Origin of the sequence: Pseudotabrizicola sp. L79 (assembly GCF_036553525.1) — a bacterium.
In the GTDB taxonomy this organism is placed as follows: domain Bacteria; phylum Pseudomonadota; class Alphaproteobacteria; order Rhodobacterales; family Rhodobacteraceae; genus Pseudotabrizicola.
The window spans coordinates 348,175-363,760 of record NZ_JAZHDA010000041.1 but is presented as its reverse complement, the minus strand read 5'-3'; the positions used below and the strand labels follow the sequence as shown (position 1 = coordinate 363,760).

Here is a 15,586-nt window from a genome sequence, read left to right as displayed (position 1 = left end):
TGGTGAATATGATCTCATCGCCAAGGTTTACATCCCCGAGGATGAGGATGTGGGGCATTATCTGTCGTCAAAGCTGTTTGACATTCCCGGCATCAGCCGGACGCTGACCACCATGACCTTCAAGGCCTTTTGACGCCGGGCCGGGGGGCTGTCTGCCCCCCGCGGGCCTTGGCGGGCCAAGGCCCTTCCCCCCGAGGATATTTCTGAACAGGAGAAGGGCCGAGGGCGTCAGGGCTGCGCCGGCAGCGCGTCGAAATCGGCGGCGTCATGACGCTCGGGCAATTGCTCCCATGGCTCGCCCCAGGTACGGTTGACCTTGCGGCCGCGGATGACGGCGGGGCGGGCATCAATGGTTTGCGCCCAGCGCAGCACGTTCTTGTAGCTGGTCACATCGAGGAATTCGGCGGCGTTATAGGCGCGGCCCAGCACCAGATTGCCATACCAGGCATAGATGGCGATGTCGGCGATGGAATAGCTGTCGCCCGCCATCCAGTCACGATCTGCCAGATGGCGGTCGAGCACATCGAGTTGGCGCTTGGTTTCCATGGCAAAGCGGTTGATCGGATATTCCATCTTGAACGGTGCATAGGCGTAGAAATGGCCAAAGCCGCCGCCCAGATAGGGGGCGCTGCCCATTTGCCAGAACAGCCACGAGAGGCATTCGGTGCGGCCTGCGGCGTCTTTCGGCATCAGCGCGTCGAATTTTTCGGCCAGATACAGCAGGATATTGCCCGATTCAAACACCCGCTGTGGCGGGGTGGCCGAGTGATCCATCAGGGCCGGGATCTTGGAATTCGGGTTCACCTCAACAAAGCCCGAGCCGAATTGATCGCCATCGCCGATCTTGATCAGCCAGGCGTCGTAGTCGGCGCCCTTGTGGCCCAGGGCCAGCAGTTCTTCCAGCATGACTGTCACCTTGACGCCGTTGGGCGTGGCCAGCGAGTAGAGTTGCAGCGGGTGCTTGCCCACTGGCAGCGCCTTGTCATGGGTGGGGCCTGCGATGGGGCGATTGGTGCCGGCCCATGCGCCGCCGTTTTCCTTGTCCCATGTCCAGACCTTGGGGGGGGTGTAGCTTTCGGTCATGCGCTGTCCTTTCTGTTCCGGGCTTGGCCCTGTGGGCCTGTCGGGCCGAAAGGTAGGTGGCGAAGGGGCAAGTTACCAGCGGTAAGGCTGTGCCCCAGCGCACAGACTGGGGGCGGTGGGCGAGCAAACGGGCCTGTAACAAACAGAAAACGGCGGTGTGGCACGTCAAACGCCCGGTCCTTGCGGGCCGGGCGTCTGGTAGTGATAGAAGCTGTCTGCTGTCTTAGACGGACAGACAGATGTATTTCATCTCAAGATAATCTTCCATGCCGTGGTGGCTGCCTTCGCGGCCAAGGCCCGATTGCTTGACCCCGCCAAAGGGGGCCACTTCGGTTGAGATGATGCCGGTGTTCACGCCGACGATGCCATATTCCAGTTGTTCTTGCACGCGGGTGATGCGGCCAATGTCGCGGGCGTAGAAATAAGAGGCAAGGCCAAAGATCGTGGCATTCGCCTTGGCGATCACCTCTTCTTCGGTGTCGAATTTGAACAGCGGCGCCAGCGGGCCAAAGGTTTCTTCCGTGGTGACCAGCATCTGGTCGGTCACGCCCGTCAGCACGGTGGGCTGATAAAAGCTGCCGCCCAGTTCATGCCGCGCGCCGCCGATTTCAACCTGAGCGCCCTTGGCCTTGGCGTCGTTCAGATGTTCCTCGACCTTTTCCAGCGCCGCTTCGTTGATCAGCGGGCCGAATTGCACATCCTCGGACAGGCCATCGCCGACGCGGGCCTTTGCGACCGCCTCTTTCAGCTTGGCGGCAAAGGCATCATAGACCCCGGCCTGCACATAGATGCGGTTGGCACAGACGCAGGTCTGGCCGTTGTTGCGGAACTTGGAGATCATGGCACCGGCGACGGCAGCATCCAGATCGGCATCGTCAAAGACGATGAATGGCGCATTGCCCCCCAGTTCCATACTGCATTTCATCACCTGATCGGCAGCCTGACGCAGCAGGATGCGCCCAACCTCGGTGCTGCCGGTGAAGGTGAGTTTGCGCACCAGATGGTTTTCGCAGAATTCCTTGCCGATGTCTGACGACTTTGTCGAAGTGATGACCGAGAAGATGCCCTTGGGCAGGCCCGCGCGCATGCCCAGCAGGCCCATGGCCAGGGCCGACAGCGGGGTTTCGGCGGCGGGCCGGGCGACAAAGCCGCAACCTGCGGCAAGGGCCGGGCCGACCTTGCGGGCGATCATCGCATTGGGGAAGTTCCACGGTGTGATCGAGCCGACGACGCCGATGGGCTGTTTCAGCACGGTGATACGCTTGTCGCGCTGATGGCCGGGGATGGTTTCGCCGTAGATGCGCTTGGCCTCTTCGCCGAACCATTCGATAAAGCTGGCCCCGTAGGCGACTTCGCCCTTGGCCTCGGCCAGGGGTTTGCCCATTTCGGCGGTCAGGATCTTGCCCAGATCATCCTGATTTTCCATCATCAGGTCGAACCATTTGCGCAAGACGGCTGCGCGTTCCTTGCCGGTGCGGCTGGCCCAATCCTTCATCGCGGCATTGGCGGCGTCGATGGCGCGGGCGGTTTCGGCGCGGCCAAGGTTGGGCACATGGCAGATCACATCGCCACGGGCGGGATTGGTGACGGGGAAGGTGGCGCCATCATCGGCATCAACCCAATCGCCCGCGACCAAGGCTTTGGTGCACAGCAGCGACGGGTCTTTCAGAAGTGACGCGAGATTGGTGACGGAATCGAGCATTGGGGCCTCCCATTTCGGATTGCGTCATGCAAAGCATGCGAGGCGGGCGCTGTCCAGTTTTACGGGCGGGTTATCGCCAGATTATGATCAAATTACGGGGTTCTGGATGGAATTTCGCAGTCAGGCCGACCGGGATTATGCCAATGGGGCGTTCATCGCGGGGGCGGCTGAATACCCGGCCAGATGGGCTGGGCGGGCGGCGGCCTTTCGCGCCGGGCTTGGGGCGCGGGCCGTGCTGGATCTGGCATATGGGCCGGGCGCGCGGCAGCGGTTTGATCTGTTTTTGCCCGAAACCACGGCGCGGGGGCTGCTGGTTTTTGTGCATGGCGGCTATTGGCTGGCCTTTGGGCGCGCGGATTTTTCGCATCTGGCGGCGGGGGCTGTGGCGCGGGGATGGGCCTGTGCGATGCCGTCTTACACGCTGGCGCCCGAGGCGCGGATTTCGGCCATGACGGCCGAGGTGGCGCAGGCAGTGCGGGCGGCAAGCGCGCGGATCGCGGGGCCGGTGGTAGTGACGGGCCATTCCGCCGGGGGCCATCTGGCGGCCCGGATGGCGGCGGCAGAGGGGCCTGCGCCGGTGGTGCGGGTTGTGCCGATCTCGCCCCTGGCCGATCTGCGGCCATTGCTGGCGACCGAGATGAAGGCCAAGCTGCGGCTGGATCTGGCCGAGGCGCGGGCCGAGAGCCCCTGTCTGCTGCCCCGGCGGGCCGAGGTTCAGGCGCATGTCTGGGTGGGTGGGCAAGAGCGCCCGGCCTTTTTGTGGCAGGCGCGGGTCTTGTCGGAAGACTGGGCCTGCCCCTGGACCGTGGCACCGGGCCGGCACCATTTTGACGTGATCGACGATCTGGAGACGGCAGAGAGCGCCTTGACCGACGCCTGTCTGGGTGGGCTGTAGCTGCTGCTTTTGCCGAGCTACTGGGGCAAATTTACTGGGGCCAATTCATTGGGGCAAATCGAACTTGGCGAGGCCCGTGTGGTCGATGGCTTGGGCAAAGGGCAGCAAGGTGGTGGTTTCGGCCCCGTTGAGGGTGATCATGATGCGGTTGTCAACAACGGTGACAAGGCTGTTGTCCTGATCCAGATAGGTGGCCCCGCCAATTTCGACCGTTTTGCCCAACATGGCCAAGGTCTGCGCATTGCCGAACATGCCCATCATCATCGCCATCAGGGGCGATTCCATCACATAGGTCACGTTCACATAACTGCCATCGGGGCCGTCATAGCGGGCTTCGGTGCCGGTGCCGCCACCAGCCATCGACAGCGACTGGGTGTATTCTTCGTTCACGGTCATCGTCCAGCCTTGGGGGGCGGCGGGCAGGGCGGCGTTCAGCAAGGCGGATTTCTTGGCCGCCATGGCCTGCGTGGCAGCGGCAAGTTCGGCGCCTGCGGTTTTCAGATCGCCCGCGTCATTGGCGGCGATTGCGGCTTGCAACCGGTCAGAGACATCGTCGGCAAGGGCGCGGTCGGCCAGAGCGGGCAGAGTGGCGAGGGACAGAAGAACAGCAGCAAATCCAAGGCGCATCAGAACACTCCGGTGTGGATGATGATCCGAGTATGAAGCCTTGATTCATTTGCGCAAGGGGGGCTGCAGGTCTGGAATTCCAGATCAGGAATTGGCGTGCATACGCTCGATATAGCCGCGCATTTCCTCGGCCTCGCTGCGGGCGTCGCGCAGGCCTTCCATGGCGGCGCGCAGTTCTGCCTCGGTCTGGGCGATCTGGTTCAGCAGTTCCGCTTCGCGCTGTTCCAGATAGATGATGGCCTGATCGCGGGTTTCTTCGGCCTCATGCAGCATCTGGCTCAGCCGGTCCATCTCGCCCATGTCGCCGCCCGCCACGCGGGTAAAGCGATGGACAAGCCATTGCGAGAACCAGCCCATGGCAAAAGCGGCCATCAGGATGATCGCGGTCACGATGATGAATTCGGTGCGGTTCATACGTCGGGCCTAGCTGTGTATCCGAAAGGCCTAACCGTCCCGCGACGGGCGCGCAAGGGGGCGGCGGGTCTTTTCCGTGGGTGCGACAGAAGGGCTGTCATCCCCCGAAAAGTCTGGTGCGGTGGCGGTGGCCTGATCGGCTGGCGGGGTGGCGGCGGTGTCTGGTTGCGTGGCCGCAGCCGCGGGGGTGACGGGTTCGGGTTGGCCCAGCAGGACGAACTCGATCCGCCGATTGGCCTCGCGCCCCTCTTCGGTGCCGTTGTCTGCGATCGGGTTGGCCTCGCCATAGCCGCGGGCATCAAGGCCCGAGACATCGACGCCGCGCCCCTGCAAGGCCAGCAGCACCGCCTCGGCGCGGGCCTGTGACAGGGCCTGATTGCCACTTTCAGACCCTTGGCTGTCGGTATATCCGGCGATTTCCATGGTGATCGCGGGGCAATCTTCCAGCACCTCGGCCAGAGCGTCCATGATGCCAGCGGTGGCGCCATCAATTTCGGCGGAACCGGGCGGGAAGGTGATCTTGCGGGTTTTCAGAACCTTTTGCACATCCTCGGCGCATTCTTGCGGGGTGGGCAGGGCGGCCAGCGGATCAAGCTCTTCGTCATAGCGCACGGCAACGCGGAAGGTCTGGCCCTGGCCCAACTTGTCCGACAGGATTTGCGAAATGCGGTCGCGCGCGGTTTGTGACCCTGTCACGCCTTCGATCTGCACCAGATCGGACCGCACCAGCAGGCTGCCATGCGCAATTTCGCCCAAAGCCTCTAGCCCGGCCAGCACGCGCACGGGCCAGCCATCGGGCAACTCGGCGTCAAGGCGGGTCAGGGTTTGCACACGGCCCACGCCAAAACGGGCCTGGGCAAAGCTGGCCACGGCGTCGCGCAGGCGTTCGTCGGTCAGCCGGCCACGCAGCTCGACCGCGCCTTCGGGCGACAGACGGGCGGTGAATTCGGCGGGGCCGGCACTGGCATCGGTTTTGCGTTCCAGCGTGGCGGTCAGTGAAAACACTTCGGGCAGGCGGGCCTGCAATTCCCCCACCACCCGGTCAAAATCGGACTGACCCACGGTATTGGCGGCCTCAAGCGACACATCGGCATCCGAGAAGGTGATGGTGGCGGCGCCCAGTTCGTTCACCGCCGAAATGCCCTGCCGCACAGCCTCGGCCCATGAGGGCGAGGGCACGCCAAGGCCGACCGTGCAGGTGCCGCGCCCCACCATGCCCGCCGCCACACCTGCCGCCAGAATGGTTTCGCGGGCGCGGTCGGTATCGGCCGAACAGGCATCAAAGCGCGCGCCTTCGGCATCTTTGACAAAGCGCAGGGTAAAGGGTGTCAGCACCGGGCGGGGGGCCGAAATGTCGATCACGGTTGCAAGGCCATCGGGGCGCATGCGGGCCAGTTCGGATTCAAAGCGGCGCTGCTGATCGGGGCTGTCGGCGATGGCGCGGATTTCCACCTGGGTCGCGGAAATCGAGATCTTGGAGCGCGGCAGCATCTGCATGGCCTGCACGCCATAGGCAAAGGCGGCATCCCAGCCGTCGGGCGCGGCGTAATTGGCGGTTTCCAGCATGTTCGACACACCGGTGCCGGTGTTCAGCGCCTCGGCCTGGGCGATCACCTCTTTGGGGTCGTTGGTTTTGGGCAAAAGGCCGATCAGCTGAATTCCGTCGTCATTGCGCAGGATTTCCACCGAAAACTGCGGCGCCTCGATCGCCTTGACGGGGGTGACATCCAGCAGGTCACGCACGCGGCTGGCGTCGATCACGCTGCCCGCCAGATTGACGGCGCGAAAGCGGGCGGCCTCATTCGGGGCGGTGCCCGTGAGCAGCAGTTGCAAGCCATCGGCCGACACGGTGGCCCACAAGATATCGGCCTGAACCAGACGGGTGCGCACAGCCTCGGTCGTGCGCGATTCGACGGCGACGGCAGAGGCCCAAGCGGCCAGCCCGGCCAGCACGGCGGCCCCGGCAAAGACCGACGTTGCCAGCAACACCTGCCTTAGATTGCGGTTCCGGCCCGTCAGGCCAGTGTTCAGTTTCGCAAGAATACGCTTGGGCAAGGGCAGCAGTCCGTTCTAACCGCGGTGGCGCCGCGGGATTCCTGTGGTGGATCACCTGTAAGGGCTGGACAGCCGGGGATCAATCAAAGCAGCGCCGCAGCGGCAAGAAACAGCCCAGCGATCAGCCCGGCATCGCGATTTGACCGGAAGGTCAGCATGCAGGAATCGGGGCTGTCGAGATCAAGCCGGGCCATCTGGCGGGCCATATGCAGCCCCATGCCCCAGGCGGCGGCCAGCCCGACCACCAGTTGCAACGGGTTCTTTTGCGGCACCAGCGCCAGCACCACCGCCAGCCCCATCAGGGCCACGGTCAGCATCAGAAACAGCCGCAGCCACCAGCGAGAGTTTTCGGCAAAGAGACGTGCGGTTGATTTCACGCCGATCAGCGCATCATCTTCCTTGTCCTGATGGGCGTAGATCGTGTCGTAAAACAGGGTCCAGGCGATGCCCGAGGCGTAAAGTGCGACGGTTGCGGGCGAAATCTGGCCCGCATGTGCCGCCCAGGCCAGCAAAGCGCCCCAGTTGAAGGCCAGCCCCAGAAACATCTGCGGCCACCAGGTAAACCGTTTGGCAAAGGGATAGATCGCCACAAGGGCCAAAGACCCGATGCCAAGCGCAATCGCGGTGCTGTTGTAGCTGAACAGGATCAGGGCTGCGATCAGGGCTTGCAGCGCCATCCAGACCAGCGCGCCCTTGACGGTGACCTGCCCGGACGGCAGCGGGCGCGAGCGGGTGCGGGCCACGGCCGCGTCGATCTTGCGGTCGGTGATGTCATTCCAGGTGCAACCGGCGCCCCGCATCAGAAAGGCGCCGATGCCGCAAGACAGGGCCAGCCACAGATCCCACGCGCGGTAGCCCCCCCCGGCGGCGGCGGCAAGGGTGATGCCCCAAAGGCAGGGCAGGAACAAAAGCCAGGTGCCAATGGGCCGGTCGGCCCGCGACAGGCGCAGATAGGGGCGCAGGGCGGGGGGGGCGTGGCGATCGACCCAATTGCCGCGCACGGCATCGGCAACGGTGCCGCTGGCGGGCTGTGGCATTTGGGGATCTTGGGTCATGCATCTGCCTGTTGCTGCGCCTGCCGGGCCTTATGGGCAGGCAATGCGACGGTTCTTAATCGCTGCGGCACAGTTCGTCATGTGCTTTTTGGCTTGGGGGCTGGAGGCTGCATCCTGCCCCGGCCCAAAAGTGGCCTGCGCCCCTGTAGGGCCGGGGTGTCGCCCCGGCCTGACCGGCGCGGCGTCAGTGGCCGTTGCGGCCGATGATCATGGTGCCGTCAAAGCTGTCGAACAGGGCGATGGTTTCGGGGGCCAGGGCTGCTTCGGCGGCTTTGGCACTGGCCAGCAAGGCCCCTGCCTGAGGCGCTGACAGGCCAAGCGATTGCAGTGTGGCGGGCAGCATCAGGCTGGCGCCCGAGCACAGTTCGACAAACCAGCCCTTGTCATCTTGCCGCAGAAACGCCCGCCCGCCACGCCCGCCTTGCGCCCACCCGGCGATGGCGACATTGCCCTGCACGGTGATCGGGGCCACGGTCAGCGGGGTTTCTGCTGTGTCGAATTGCGCCTTGAGCAGGGCCCCTATTTCGGCGTCGGCAGCGGCGGTTGGCGCGGGGGTGCCGTGCCCCATGGAGGAATGATCCATGGTGGAATGGTCAACCGACCCATCGGCCGGGTCGACCATGAATTCGATCTGCACCCGGCCTGCCTGTTCAAAGATCAGGGTGGCGGGCAGCATGTCGCCCACGATCAGCGGTTGGGTCAGGCCCATCAGCATGATGTGATAGCCGCCCGGTTCCAGCACCACAGTGTCGTTGGCCGGGATTTCCAGTGCTTGGACATGTTTCATGCTGGCCACGCCTTCGGCGCTGAAGTCGGTGGTGTGCAGCATCGCCTTGGCGGCAAAGCCCACCTCGACGCCAATCAGGCTGTCGGGATGATCGCCTTCGTTTGAAATGGCCATGTAACCGGCGGCAACCTGTGCCCTGCCCGCGGGGGCGGGGATATTGGCATGGATGATCTGCAGATCGCCCATGACGATCTCGTGGGCGGAACCTGGATGGGCAAAGGCTGTGCCGGCCAGCAAGAGGGCAGCGACAAGACCAAGGGCGCGGTTCATGGAATTCTCCGTTGTGAAAGGAAAAGCCCCTTCGGCGGGGATGCCGAAGGGGAAGGTAAGGCCGTTGCCCACGGGAAATGGGGGCGTGGGCCATCCAGAGATGCAGGGGTGGGACGCCTCTGGCCATGCATCTCAAGCGGGGGGCTTATGGCAGCACCCGGTCGGCCACGGCAGGATGATCTGCGGGCCAAGGGTCGGCATAAGCAGGATTGGTCAGAAAACCCGTATCCGTCAGGCTTTCCAGAAAGGCGATGATGTCGGCAATCTCGGCTTTGGTGGCGCTGTTGCCCACGATCATGCCATCGCGCAGGGGGCTGGTCGCGCCGTGCCCGGCATGGGGGCCGGTGGCAATGCTGCGCCCGCCTTGGCGGTAGTGGTCCAACACCTCGTCCAGTGTTGCGGCCGATCCGTCGTGGAAATAGGGCGCGGTCAGCGCCACATTGCGCAAGCTGGGCGTGCGGAATTTGCCCATATCGGCAGGATCGCCCGTCAATTCCATCAGCCCGGTGTTGTTGGCAGGATAGGCCCCGGCCCCATCGATGTTATAAAGGCCGGTATTGTGGAACCCGGTTTCGGCAAAGGCCGACCGGCTGGTTTGCAGGTTTTCGGTGAAATGGATGCCGGAATGGCAGTGATAGCATTCAAAGCGATGGTCAAAGAACAACTGTTCGCCACGCTTTGCGGCATCGGACAGCGCGTCTTTGTCGCCCCAGTATTTGAACCGGTCATAGGGGCTGTCCACTGAAATCAGGCTGCGCTGAAAGGCCGCCAGGGCGCGGGTGACGGTGAACAGATCAGGCGCGGGCCTGTCGGGAAAGGCGTCGGGAAAGGCTGTGGCATAATAGGGATCGGCGGCCAAGCGGGCGAACAAGGCGGCCTCTTGGCCGTTGTTGCCCATTTCATCGGGGTTGTCGCCGAACAGCGGCATCAGCGCCTGAAACTCAAGGCTGGTCATATGCGGGTTGGCCCATGTCAACATCGGCACATAGCCCGCATTGGCCAGACCCGGCGCATTGCGAATGCCAAAGGTGCCGTTGATGCCCACAGGCACCTCGCGGCCATCGGTAAAGGCGCGGTCTTGCACATGGCAGGACACACAGGCCACCGTGCCATCGGCGGACAGGCGGGCGTCGTAGAACAGGTGGCGCCCCAGATCGACCTTTTGCGTCGTCATCGGATTGTCAGCGGGCACGGGCGGCGGGGGCATCCACGCCGGGATCGGCCAGCTATAGGGCTCGGCGGTCAGGGGCGCGGGTGTGGCAAGGGCAAGCCCCGCCACACCGATGCAGCCCGCCCAAATGGCAAGGCGGCCCATGGCTTAGCGCATCGTGACCAGTTGCTGCGGGCCGGCGGGCAGATCGCCATAGGCTTGCCCCAGCTTGCCCATCACCGAGACGCAATCGGCATCGCCGGGGAAAGACATGCAGCCGGGCGAGGTTTCGGGCGCGTTCACGGTCAGATCCGCGTCGGCGACGACGGCGGCCGGGTCGATCACCACCACATTGGTGGCCGGATCAAAGGCCGCAAAGGTGACGGGCAGGTGATTGGGGTTCTTGCAGGGGGCGGTCGGGGCTTCGGTCTTTGAGGCCGCCGGGCATTGGGTTGACCCCAGATGCAGGAACCAGCCCTTTGGCCCATCGGCGGCCTTGTCCACCGGCACCATGTCGATGCGAACAAAGCGGTAGCCGCCCTGCCAGTTCCAGAACATCGCCGTGGTGTTCAGCGGGGCCGGGGCCAGCGTGGGGTCGCCGTGGTTTTTATCAAACGGCACGGCCAGCGCAAAGCCTAGGCCAACATAGTCACCCTCGGGCACGGTGCCGCGCAGGGTGGTGTTGATCTCGGCGGTGCCGGTTGCGCAGCCGCCCGTGCCGTCTTCGAAATCCAGCAGGGCCAGATCATCCAGCTGCCATTTGCCGTCTTGGTCAAGCGCGATCGGCTGGGCGGTGCCATCGGCGCGGATCAGCGCCGCACCCGAGACGAACAGGCGATAGTCGATGCCTTTGACAGCCGTGCCCTTGGCCCCGAGGCCCATGTAGGTTTCGGTGCAGGAAAACGGCTTGCCCGCGATCTGGGCGGCAAAGTTGATGGAAACGGCCTGATCGGCCATGGCGGGGGTGGCGGCCAAAGCCGCGGCGAAAGCGATGTATTTCATGGGGTTACCCTTTGGGTATGCACACGCATGATGCGCGGCAAATTGGATTGATCAGTTGACGTGTCAGGCGATCAAGCCAGAGGGGGTGCCCGTGCCGGTGTGGCGGGGTTGGTTCTGCGGCCAAAGACATGGGCCTCGGCGGGCACGAACACCGCCGCCGCCGCGCGCAGTTCAATGTCTTTCACGCCGTCCATCGGGGTGGGCAGCGCGGCGGATGCGGCCAGATGGCATACCGGGCAATCGCCCATGGCCATGCCTGTGCCATCATCACCGGGCGTCGAACACAGATCAGCCGAGGTCAGCCCCATGCCCAGCAGGTAATCGGCCTTTGCGATATCGGCAGCAGACAGGGCCGGTTTGTGCGCATAGCCAACCGTCAAGAGGCTTGCCGCCACCATCAAGACCATCATGGCCTTTGAGAATGCAAAGAGAAGACTCTGACCCATGCGCCCTGATAGCAGACCGGAACGCCAAGGCAAATACATCTTAGCGCCGGGGGCAGCTTGCGGGATGTGCCATGCGCCAAGTGGGGGGCAGCCTAGCCGCCCTTCAGGCGTTGCAGCAGATAGACCTCGCTGTTGGGGGCAACCGGGGCGGCGCGGTTGTTGGCGATGATCTCTCCATCCACCGCGACCGACAGCCCCGCATTGATTGCCGGGGCCAGGCCCGGATGCGCCCTTTCCAGGGCGTCGAACATCTGGCCCACGGTTGCGGCCTCGACCTCTACCACGTCCAGCCCGTCGGCAAAGCGCCGCAGGCTGGCCCAAAGATGAACGCGGGCCATGCCTTAGCCTTTCCGCGCATCCTTGATCGCGGCCAGCACCTTGGGCGGCGACAGCGGCAGGCTGCGGATGCGCGCGCCCGTGGCCCCGGCAACGGCTGCGGCAATGGCGGGCAACGGCGGGGTGATCCCCGTTTCGCCCACGCCCCGCACGCCATAGGGGTGGCCGGGGTTTGGCACCTCGACGATCACCGTGTCGATCATCGGCAGGTCTGAGGCGACGGGGATGCGATAGTCAAGAAACGCCGCATTCTGCAACCGCCCGTCGGGGCCATAGACATATTCCTCGTTCAGCGCCCATCCGATGCCCTGCGCGGCCCCGCCTTGATACTGCCCTTCGACATAGGCCGGGTGAATCGCCGTGCCGGCATCTTGCACCACCAGATAGCGCAGCACCGTGGTGCGGCCGGTTTCCGGGTCAACCTCGACATCCACCACATGGGTGCCAAAGCTGGCGCCGACGCCTTCGGCGGTCACCTCATGGTGGCCCGAGATCGGCCCCCCGGTTGAACCCATCTTGGCGCCGATTTCACCAATGGTCATGGGGGGGAACTTGCCGGCATTTGGCCCGGCAGGATGCGCTGCACCGTCTTTCCACTCGACCGCTTCGGGATCAATGCCCCAGTCGGCCGCGGCCCGGCGGCACATCTCGGCAATGGCCTGGCGCGCGGCCGCGACCGCGGCCTTGCCGCTGGCAAAGGTGGCCCGGCTGCCGTGGGTGGGTTCATTCACCCCCAAAGCGCCGGTTTCAACGATGTTCACCCGCACATTTTCATAGGCAATGCCCAGGCATTCCGCCACCATCAGCGCCAGTGACGCGCGGCTGCCGCCGATGTCGGGTGTGCCGACCGAGACGGTTGCGGTGCCGTCCTCTCCGACCGCCAGCGACACAGACGTCTCGCCACCATGGTTGAACCAAAAGCCCGAAGCCACGCCGCGCCCCTGATTGGGGCCAAGCGGGATCTGGTAGTTCGGATGGGCCTTGGCCGCCTCTAGCGTTTCTTGCAGGCCGATCACGTTGTAAACCGGGCCATAGCTTGATTTTGATCCGTTGCGCGCCCCGTTCTTCAGCCGCACCTCGATCGGGTCCAGCTTCAGCTCGCGGCACATCTCATCCACCAGACTTTCGACGGCAAAGGCCGCCATCGGCGACCCCGGTGCCCGATAGGCGGCGGCCTTGGGGCGGTTTGCGATCACTTCCACTGCTTCATGCCTCAGCGCGGGAATGTCATAGCAGGCAAAGGCGCAAGGCAAGGCTTCGCCAATCGGCGACATGCCGGGGAAGGCCCCGCCCTGCATGCGGAAATAGATCTGGCCCGCCGTGATGGTGCCATCTGATGTCATGCCCAGCTTGACATCCATCGAGGCCGAAGCCGTTGGCCCCGTCGCCCGCAGCACTTCGGATCGGGTCATCACCAGCTTGACCGGGCGCCCCCCTGCCTTTTTCGACAGGGCCAAGGCCAGCGGTTCCATGAAGATGGTCGTCTTGCCGCCAAAACCGCCCCCGATTTCAGAGGGTGTTACCCGCAGGTTTGCGGCCTCGATCCCCAGAACCGAGGCGCACATGCGGCGGATATACCAATGCCCTTGGGTGCAGACCCACATCTCGCCGCGCCCGTCTTCGCCCATCTGGCCGACACAGGCATGCGGTTCAATATAGCCCTGATGGGTGGCTTCGGTCTTGTAGGTCTGTTCGCGCACGATGTCGGCGGCGGCAAAACCGGCCTCTACATCGCCATGCCCGAATTCGATATAGCGTGAGACATTGGGGTGCATGCCTTCGGGCACGGAATAATCCGCCACGCCCTCACGGATGACCGGGGCCTGCGGTGCCATGGCCGCATCGACATCAATCACATGCGGCAGGATTTCATACTCAACCTCGATCAGCCGTGCGGCATCTTGCGCCACCAGCGCCGAGGTGGCGGCCACAGCCGCCACGGCATGCCCATCATACAGCGCCTTGTCCCCGGCCAGCGTGTTGTCTTGCAGGTTAAGGTCTTCGCCCGTCAGGCCCGTCGGCAGATCGGCGCGGGTGATCACGGCCTTGACCCCGGCCAAGGCCATTGCCTTTGACATGTCGATCTTCTTGATCCGCGCATGTGCATGGGGGGATCGCACCACCGCCGCCCACAACATGCCGGGCAGCGAGAAATCTGCCCCATAGCGCGCGCGCCCCGTGACCTTGTCCAGCCCATCGGGGCGGTTGGGGCGGGTGCCGATCAGCTTGTAGCCTGTCTTGATTTCGTCGCGTGCCATTACGCAGCCCCCCGCATTTCTGCCGCCGCGTCCTGAACGGCGCGGATGATCTTGTCATAGCCGGTGCAGCGGCACAGGTTCCCGGCCAGCCAAAAGCGGATTTCGGTATCTGTCGGGTCGGGGTTCCTTTCCAGCAGGGCCTTTGCCGCCACCAGAATGCCGGGGGTGCAAAAGCCGCATTGCAGCGCCGCATGTTCGATGAACTTGCGTTGCAGCGGATGCAGCTCCTCGCCGGCCATGCCTTCGATGGTTTCAACCGCCTTGCCGTCGGCTTCGGCGGCCAGCATCAGGCACGAACAGACCAGCGTGCCGTCCACGGTGACGGAACAGGCCCCACAGTCGCCGGTGCCGCAGCCTTCCTTGGTGCCCGTCAGGTCCAGGTGGTTGCGCAACGCATCCAGCAGCGTTTCGCGCGGGTCGGCGAGAAATTCCACCGGGTCGCCGTTGACGGTTGTGGTCACATGGATCTTGGTCATTTGCCTTGTCCTTTCGCCCGGTCATAGGCGATCTTGGCGGTGCGGCGGGCCAGAACGCCTGCCACTTCGGTGCGGAATTCAACGGTGCCGCGCTTGTCTGAAATCGGTTTCGTACTGGCCTCGGCTGCCTGTGCCAAGGCATGCAGCGCGGCGTCGTTCAGGTTTGTGCCGATGATGGCCTGTGCTGCGGCCTCTGACAGGATCACGGTCGGCGCGACCGCCCCCAGGGCCACCCGCGCCTCGGTGATCCTGTCACCGTCCAGCCGCAGGCTGATGGCGCAACCGACCACCGCAATGTCCATCTCGGTGCGCGGAATAAAGCGCAAATAGGCGTCGCCGCCATGCCTGCCCCGTGGGGGCAAGAGGATGGCCGAGATCACCTCACCCTTGGCCAGATTGGTTTTGCCGGGCCCGGCCGGGATGTGTTCGACCGCCATGTCGCGCTGACCGTTTGGCCCCGTGACCATCACCCTGGCGCCTGCGGCGATCATGCCCGGCACCGAATCCGCTGCGGGCGAGCCGTTGCACAGATTGCCCGCCAGCGTGGCCCGGCCCTGCACCTGGGTTGATCCGACCAGGTTCATCCCCTCGACCACACCGGGCCAGTCGCGCGTCAGCCCCGGATGCGCCCCCAGCACGATGCCGGGCACGGCCACGCCGATCTGCCAGCCCCCGTCGGACGTCTGCCTGATCTGGTCAACATCGGGAATATGCTTGAGATCAATCAGATCATCCGGCTGAACCATGCCTGCGCGCATCTGCACCAGAACATCGGTGCCCCCGGCCAGAAAACGCAACGTGCCTGTGGTTGCGGCGGCGATGGCCGCAGCATCCGCAAAGCTTGTGGGCTTGTGGTATCGCATCTTGCAGCTCCATTCCATTCGGCAACAGGGTGTGCGGTTCCGTGTTGCGCCGTCAACCCTGAGCGATCTTGAAAGGGCCCGCAACCCATTTGACGCGCGCCTGCCGCCCCCAAGGCTGCCCGTGCGCCAAAACCCTGTGCATTCGCGGGTTCGACTTTTGGTTTTGC

Annotated in this window: 16 protein-coding genes; 2 read left to right on the top strand and 14 right to left on the bottom strand. The window is 64.3% G+C overall.

What is annotated here, in order from left to right; genetic code table 11:
* Positions 1-133, top strand: a 133-nt coding sequence (locus V3C85_RS04465) for an Lrp/AsnC ligand binding domain-containing protein (RefSeq protein WP_331792946.1), incomplete at its 5' end; no start/stop codon positions are given.
* Between the two features lie 95 nt (positions 134-228).
* On the opposite strand, the gene yghU is transcribed toward V3C85_RS04465, so the two are convergent.
* Both yghU and V3C85_RS04455 read right to left on the bottom strand, forming a co-directional pair.
* On the bottom strand, positions 229-1,083 hold the full coding sequence (gene yghU / locus V3C85_RS04460) for a glutathione-dependent disulfide-bond oxidoreductase (protein WP_331793870.1): 855 nt from the start codon (positions 1,081-1,083) through the stop codon (positions 229-231).
* Between the two features lie 223 nt (positions 1,084-1,306).
* Positions 1,307-2,785, bottom strand: coding sequence for an NAD-dependent succinate-semialdehyde dehydrogenase (locus tag V3C85_RS04455; RefSeq protein WP_331793869.1), 1,479 nt, complete (start codon positions 2,783-2,785; stop codon positions 1,307-1,309).
* A 106-nt stretch (positions 2,786-2,891) separates the two neighbouring features.
* Between V3C85_RS04455 and V3C85_RS04450 the strand changes: the two genes are divergently transcribed.
* Positions 2,892-3,680, top strand: coding sequence for an alpha/beta hydrolase (locus V3C85_RS04450; protein ID WP_331793868.1), 789 nt, complete (start codon positions 2,892-2,894; stop codon positions 3,678-3,680).
* A 45-nt stretch (positions 3,681-3,725) separates the two neighbouring features.
* Here the strand turns inward: V3C85_RS04450 and V3C85_RS04445 are convergent, their stop codons facing one another.
* The 12 genes from V3C85_RS04445 to V3C85_RS04390 form a co-directional block, all read right to left on the bottom strand.
* Positions 3,726-4,307: a hypothetical protein gene (locus V3C85_RS04445; protein ID WP_331793867.1), complete on the bottom strand. Its 582-nt coding sequence runs from the start codon at positions 4,305-4,307 to the stop codon at positions 3,726-3,728.
* A gap of 84 nt (positions 4,308-4,391) precedes the next feature.
* Positions 4,392-4,721: a hypothetical protein gene (locus tag V3C85_RS04440; protein WP_331793866.1), complete on the bottom strand. Its 330-nt coding sequence runs from the start codon at positions 4,719-4,721 to the stop codon at positions 4,392-4,394.
* 30 nt (positions 4,722-4,751) lie between these two features.
* Complete coding sequence (locus tag V3C85_RS04435) at positions 4,752-6,776, bottom strand: OmpA family protein (protein ID WP_331793865.1); 2,025 nt, start codon at positions 6,774-6,776, stop codon at positions 4,752-4,754.
* An 83-nt stretch (positions 6,777-6,859) separates the two neighbouring features.
* Positions 6,860-7,831 (bottom strand): 4-hydroxybenzoate octaprenyltransferase, encoded by a 972-nt coding sequence (gene ubiA / locus V3C85_RS04430; protein WP_331793864.1) that lies wholly within the window; start codon positions 7,829-7,831, stop codon positions 6,860-6,862.
* Positions 7,832-8,015: 184 nt separating this feature from the next.
* Positions 8,016-8,888, bottom strand: a complete 873-nt coding sequence (locus V3C85_RS04425) for a copper uptake system-associated protein (protein ID WP_331793863.1) — start codon at positions 8,886-8,888, stop codon at positions 8,016-8,018.
* A gap of 145 nt (positions 8,889-9,033) precedes the next feature.
* Positions 9,034-10,203 (bottom strand): MbnH family di-heme enzyme, encoded by a 1,170-nt coding sequence (locus tag V3C85_RS04420; protein ID WP_331793862.1) that lies wholly within the window; start codon positions 10,201-10,203, stop codon positions 9,034-9,036.
* 3 nt (positions 10,204-10,206) lie between these two features.
* Positions 10,207-11,040, bottom strand: coding sequence for an MbnP family copper-binding protein (locus tag V3C85_RS04415; protein ID WP_331793861.1), 834 nt, complete (start codon positions 11,038-11,040; stop codon positions 10,207-10,209).
* A 71-nt stretch (positions 11,041-11,111) separates the two neighbouring features.
* Positions 11,112-11,450 carry a DUF2946 family protein gene (locus V3C85_RS04410; protein ID WP_331793860.1) on the bottom strand — a complete coding sequence of 113 codons (339 nt, stop codon included), beginning with the start codon at positions 11,448-11,450 and terminating at the stop codon, positions 11,112-11,114.
* A gap of 128 nt (positions 11,451-11,578) precedes the next feature.
* Positions 11,579-11,824, bottom strand: a complete 246-nt coding sequence (locus V3C85_RS04405; protein ID WP_331793859.1) for a MoaD/ThiS family protein — start codon at positions 11,822-11,824, stop codon at positions 11,579-11,581.
* Positions 11,825-11,827: 3 nt separating this feature from the next.
* Complete coding sequence (locus V3C85_RS04400) at positions 11,828-14,080, bottom strand: xanthine dehydrogenase family protein molybdopterin-binding subunit (RefSeq protein ID WP_331793858.1); 2,253 nt, start codon at positions 14,078-14,080, stop codon at positions 11,828-11,830.
* Complete coding sequence (locus tag V3C85_RS04395) at positions 14,080-14,556, bottom strand: (2Fe-2S)-binding protein (RefSeq protein ID WP_331793857.1); 477 nt, start codon at positions 14,554-14,556, stop codon at positions 14,080-14,082. The genes V3C85_RS04400 and V3C85_RS04395 overlap by 1 nt, the downstream gene beginning before the upstream one ends.
* Positions 14,553-15,419, bottom strand: coding sequence for an FAD binding domain-containing protein (locus tag V3C85_RS04390; RefSeq protein WP_331793856.1), 867 nt, complete (start codon positions 15,417-15,419; stop codon positions 14,553-14,555). The genes V3C85_RS04395 and V3C85_RS04390 overlap by 4 nt, the downstream gene beginning before the upstream one ends.
* Positions 15,420-15,586 lie beyond the last annotated feature (167 nt).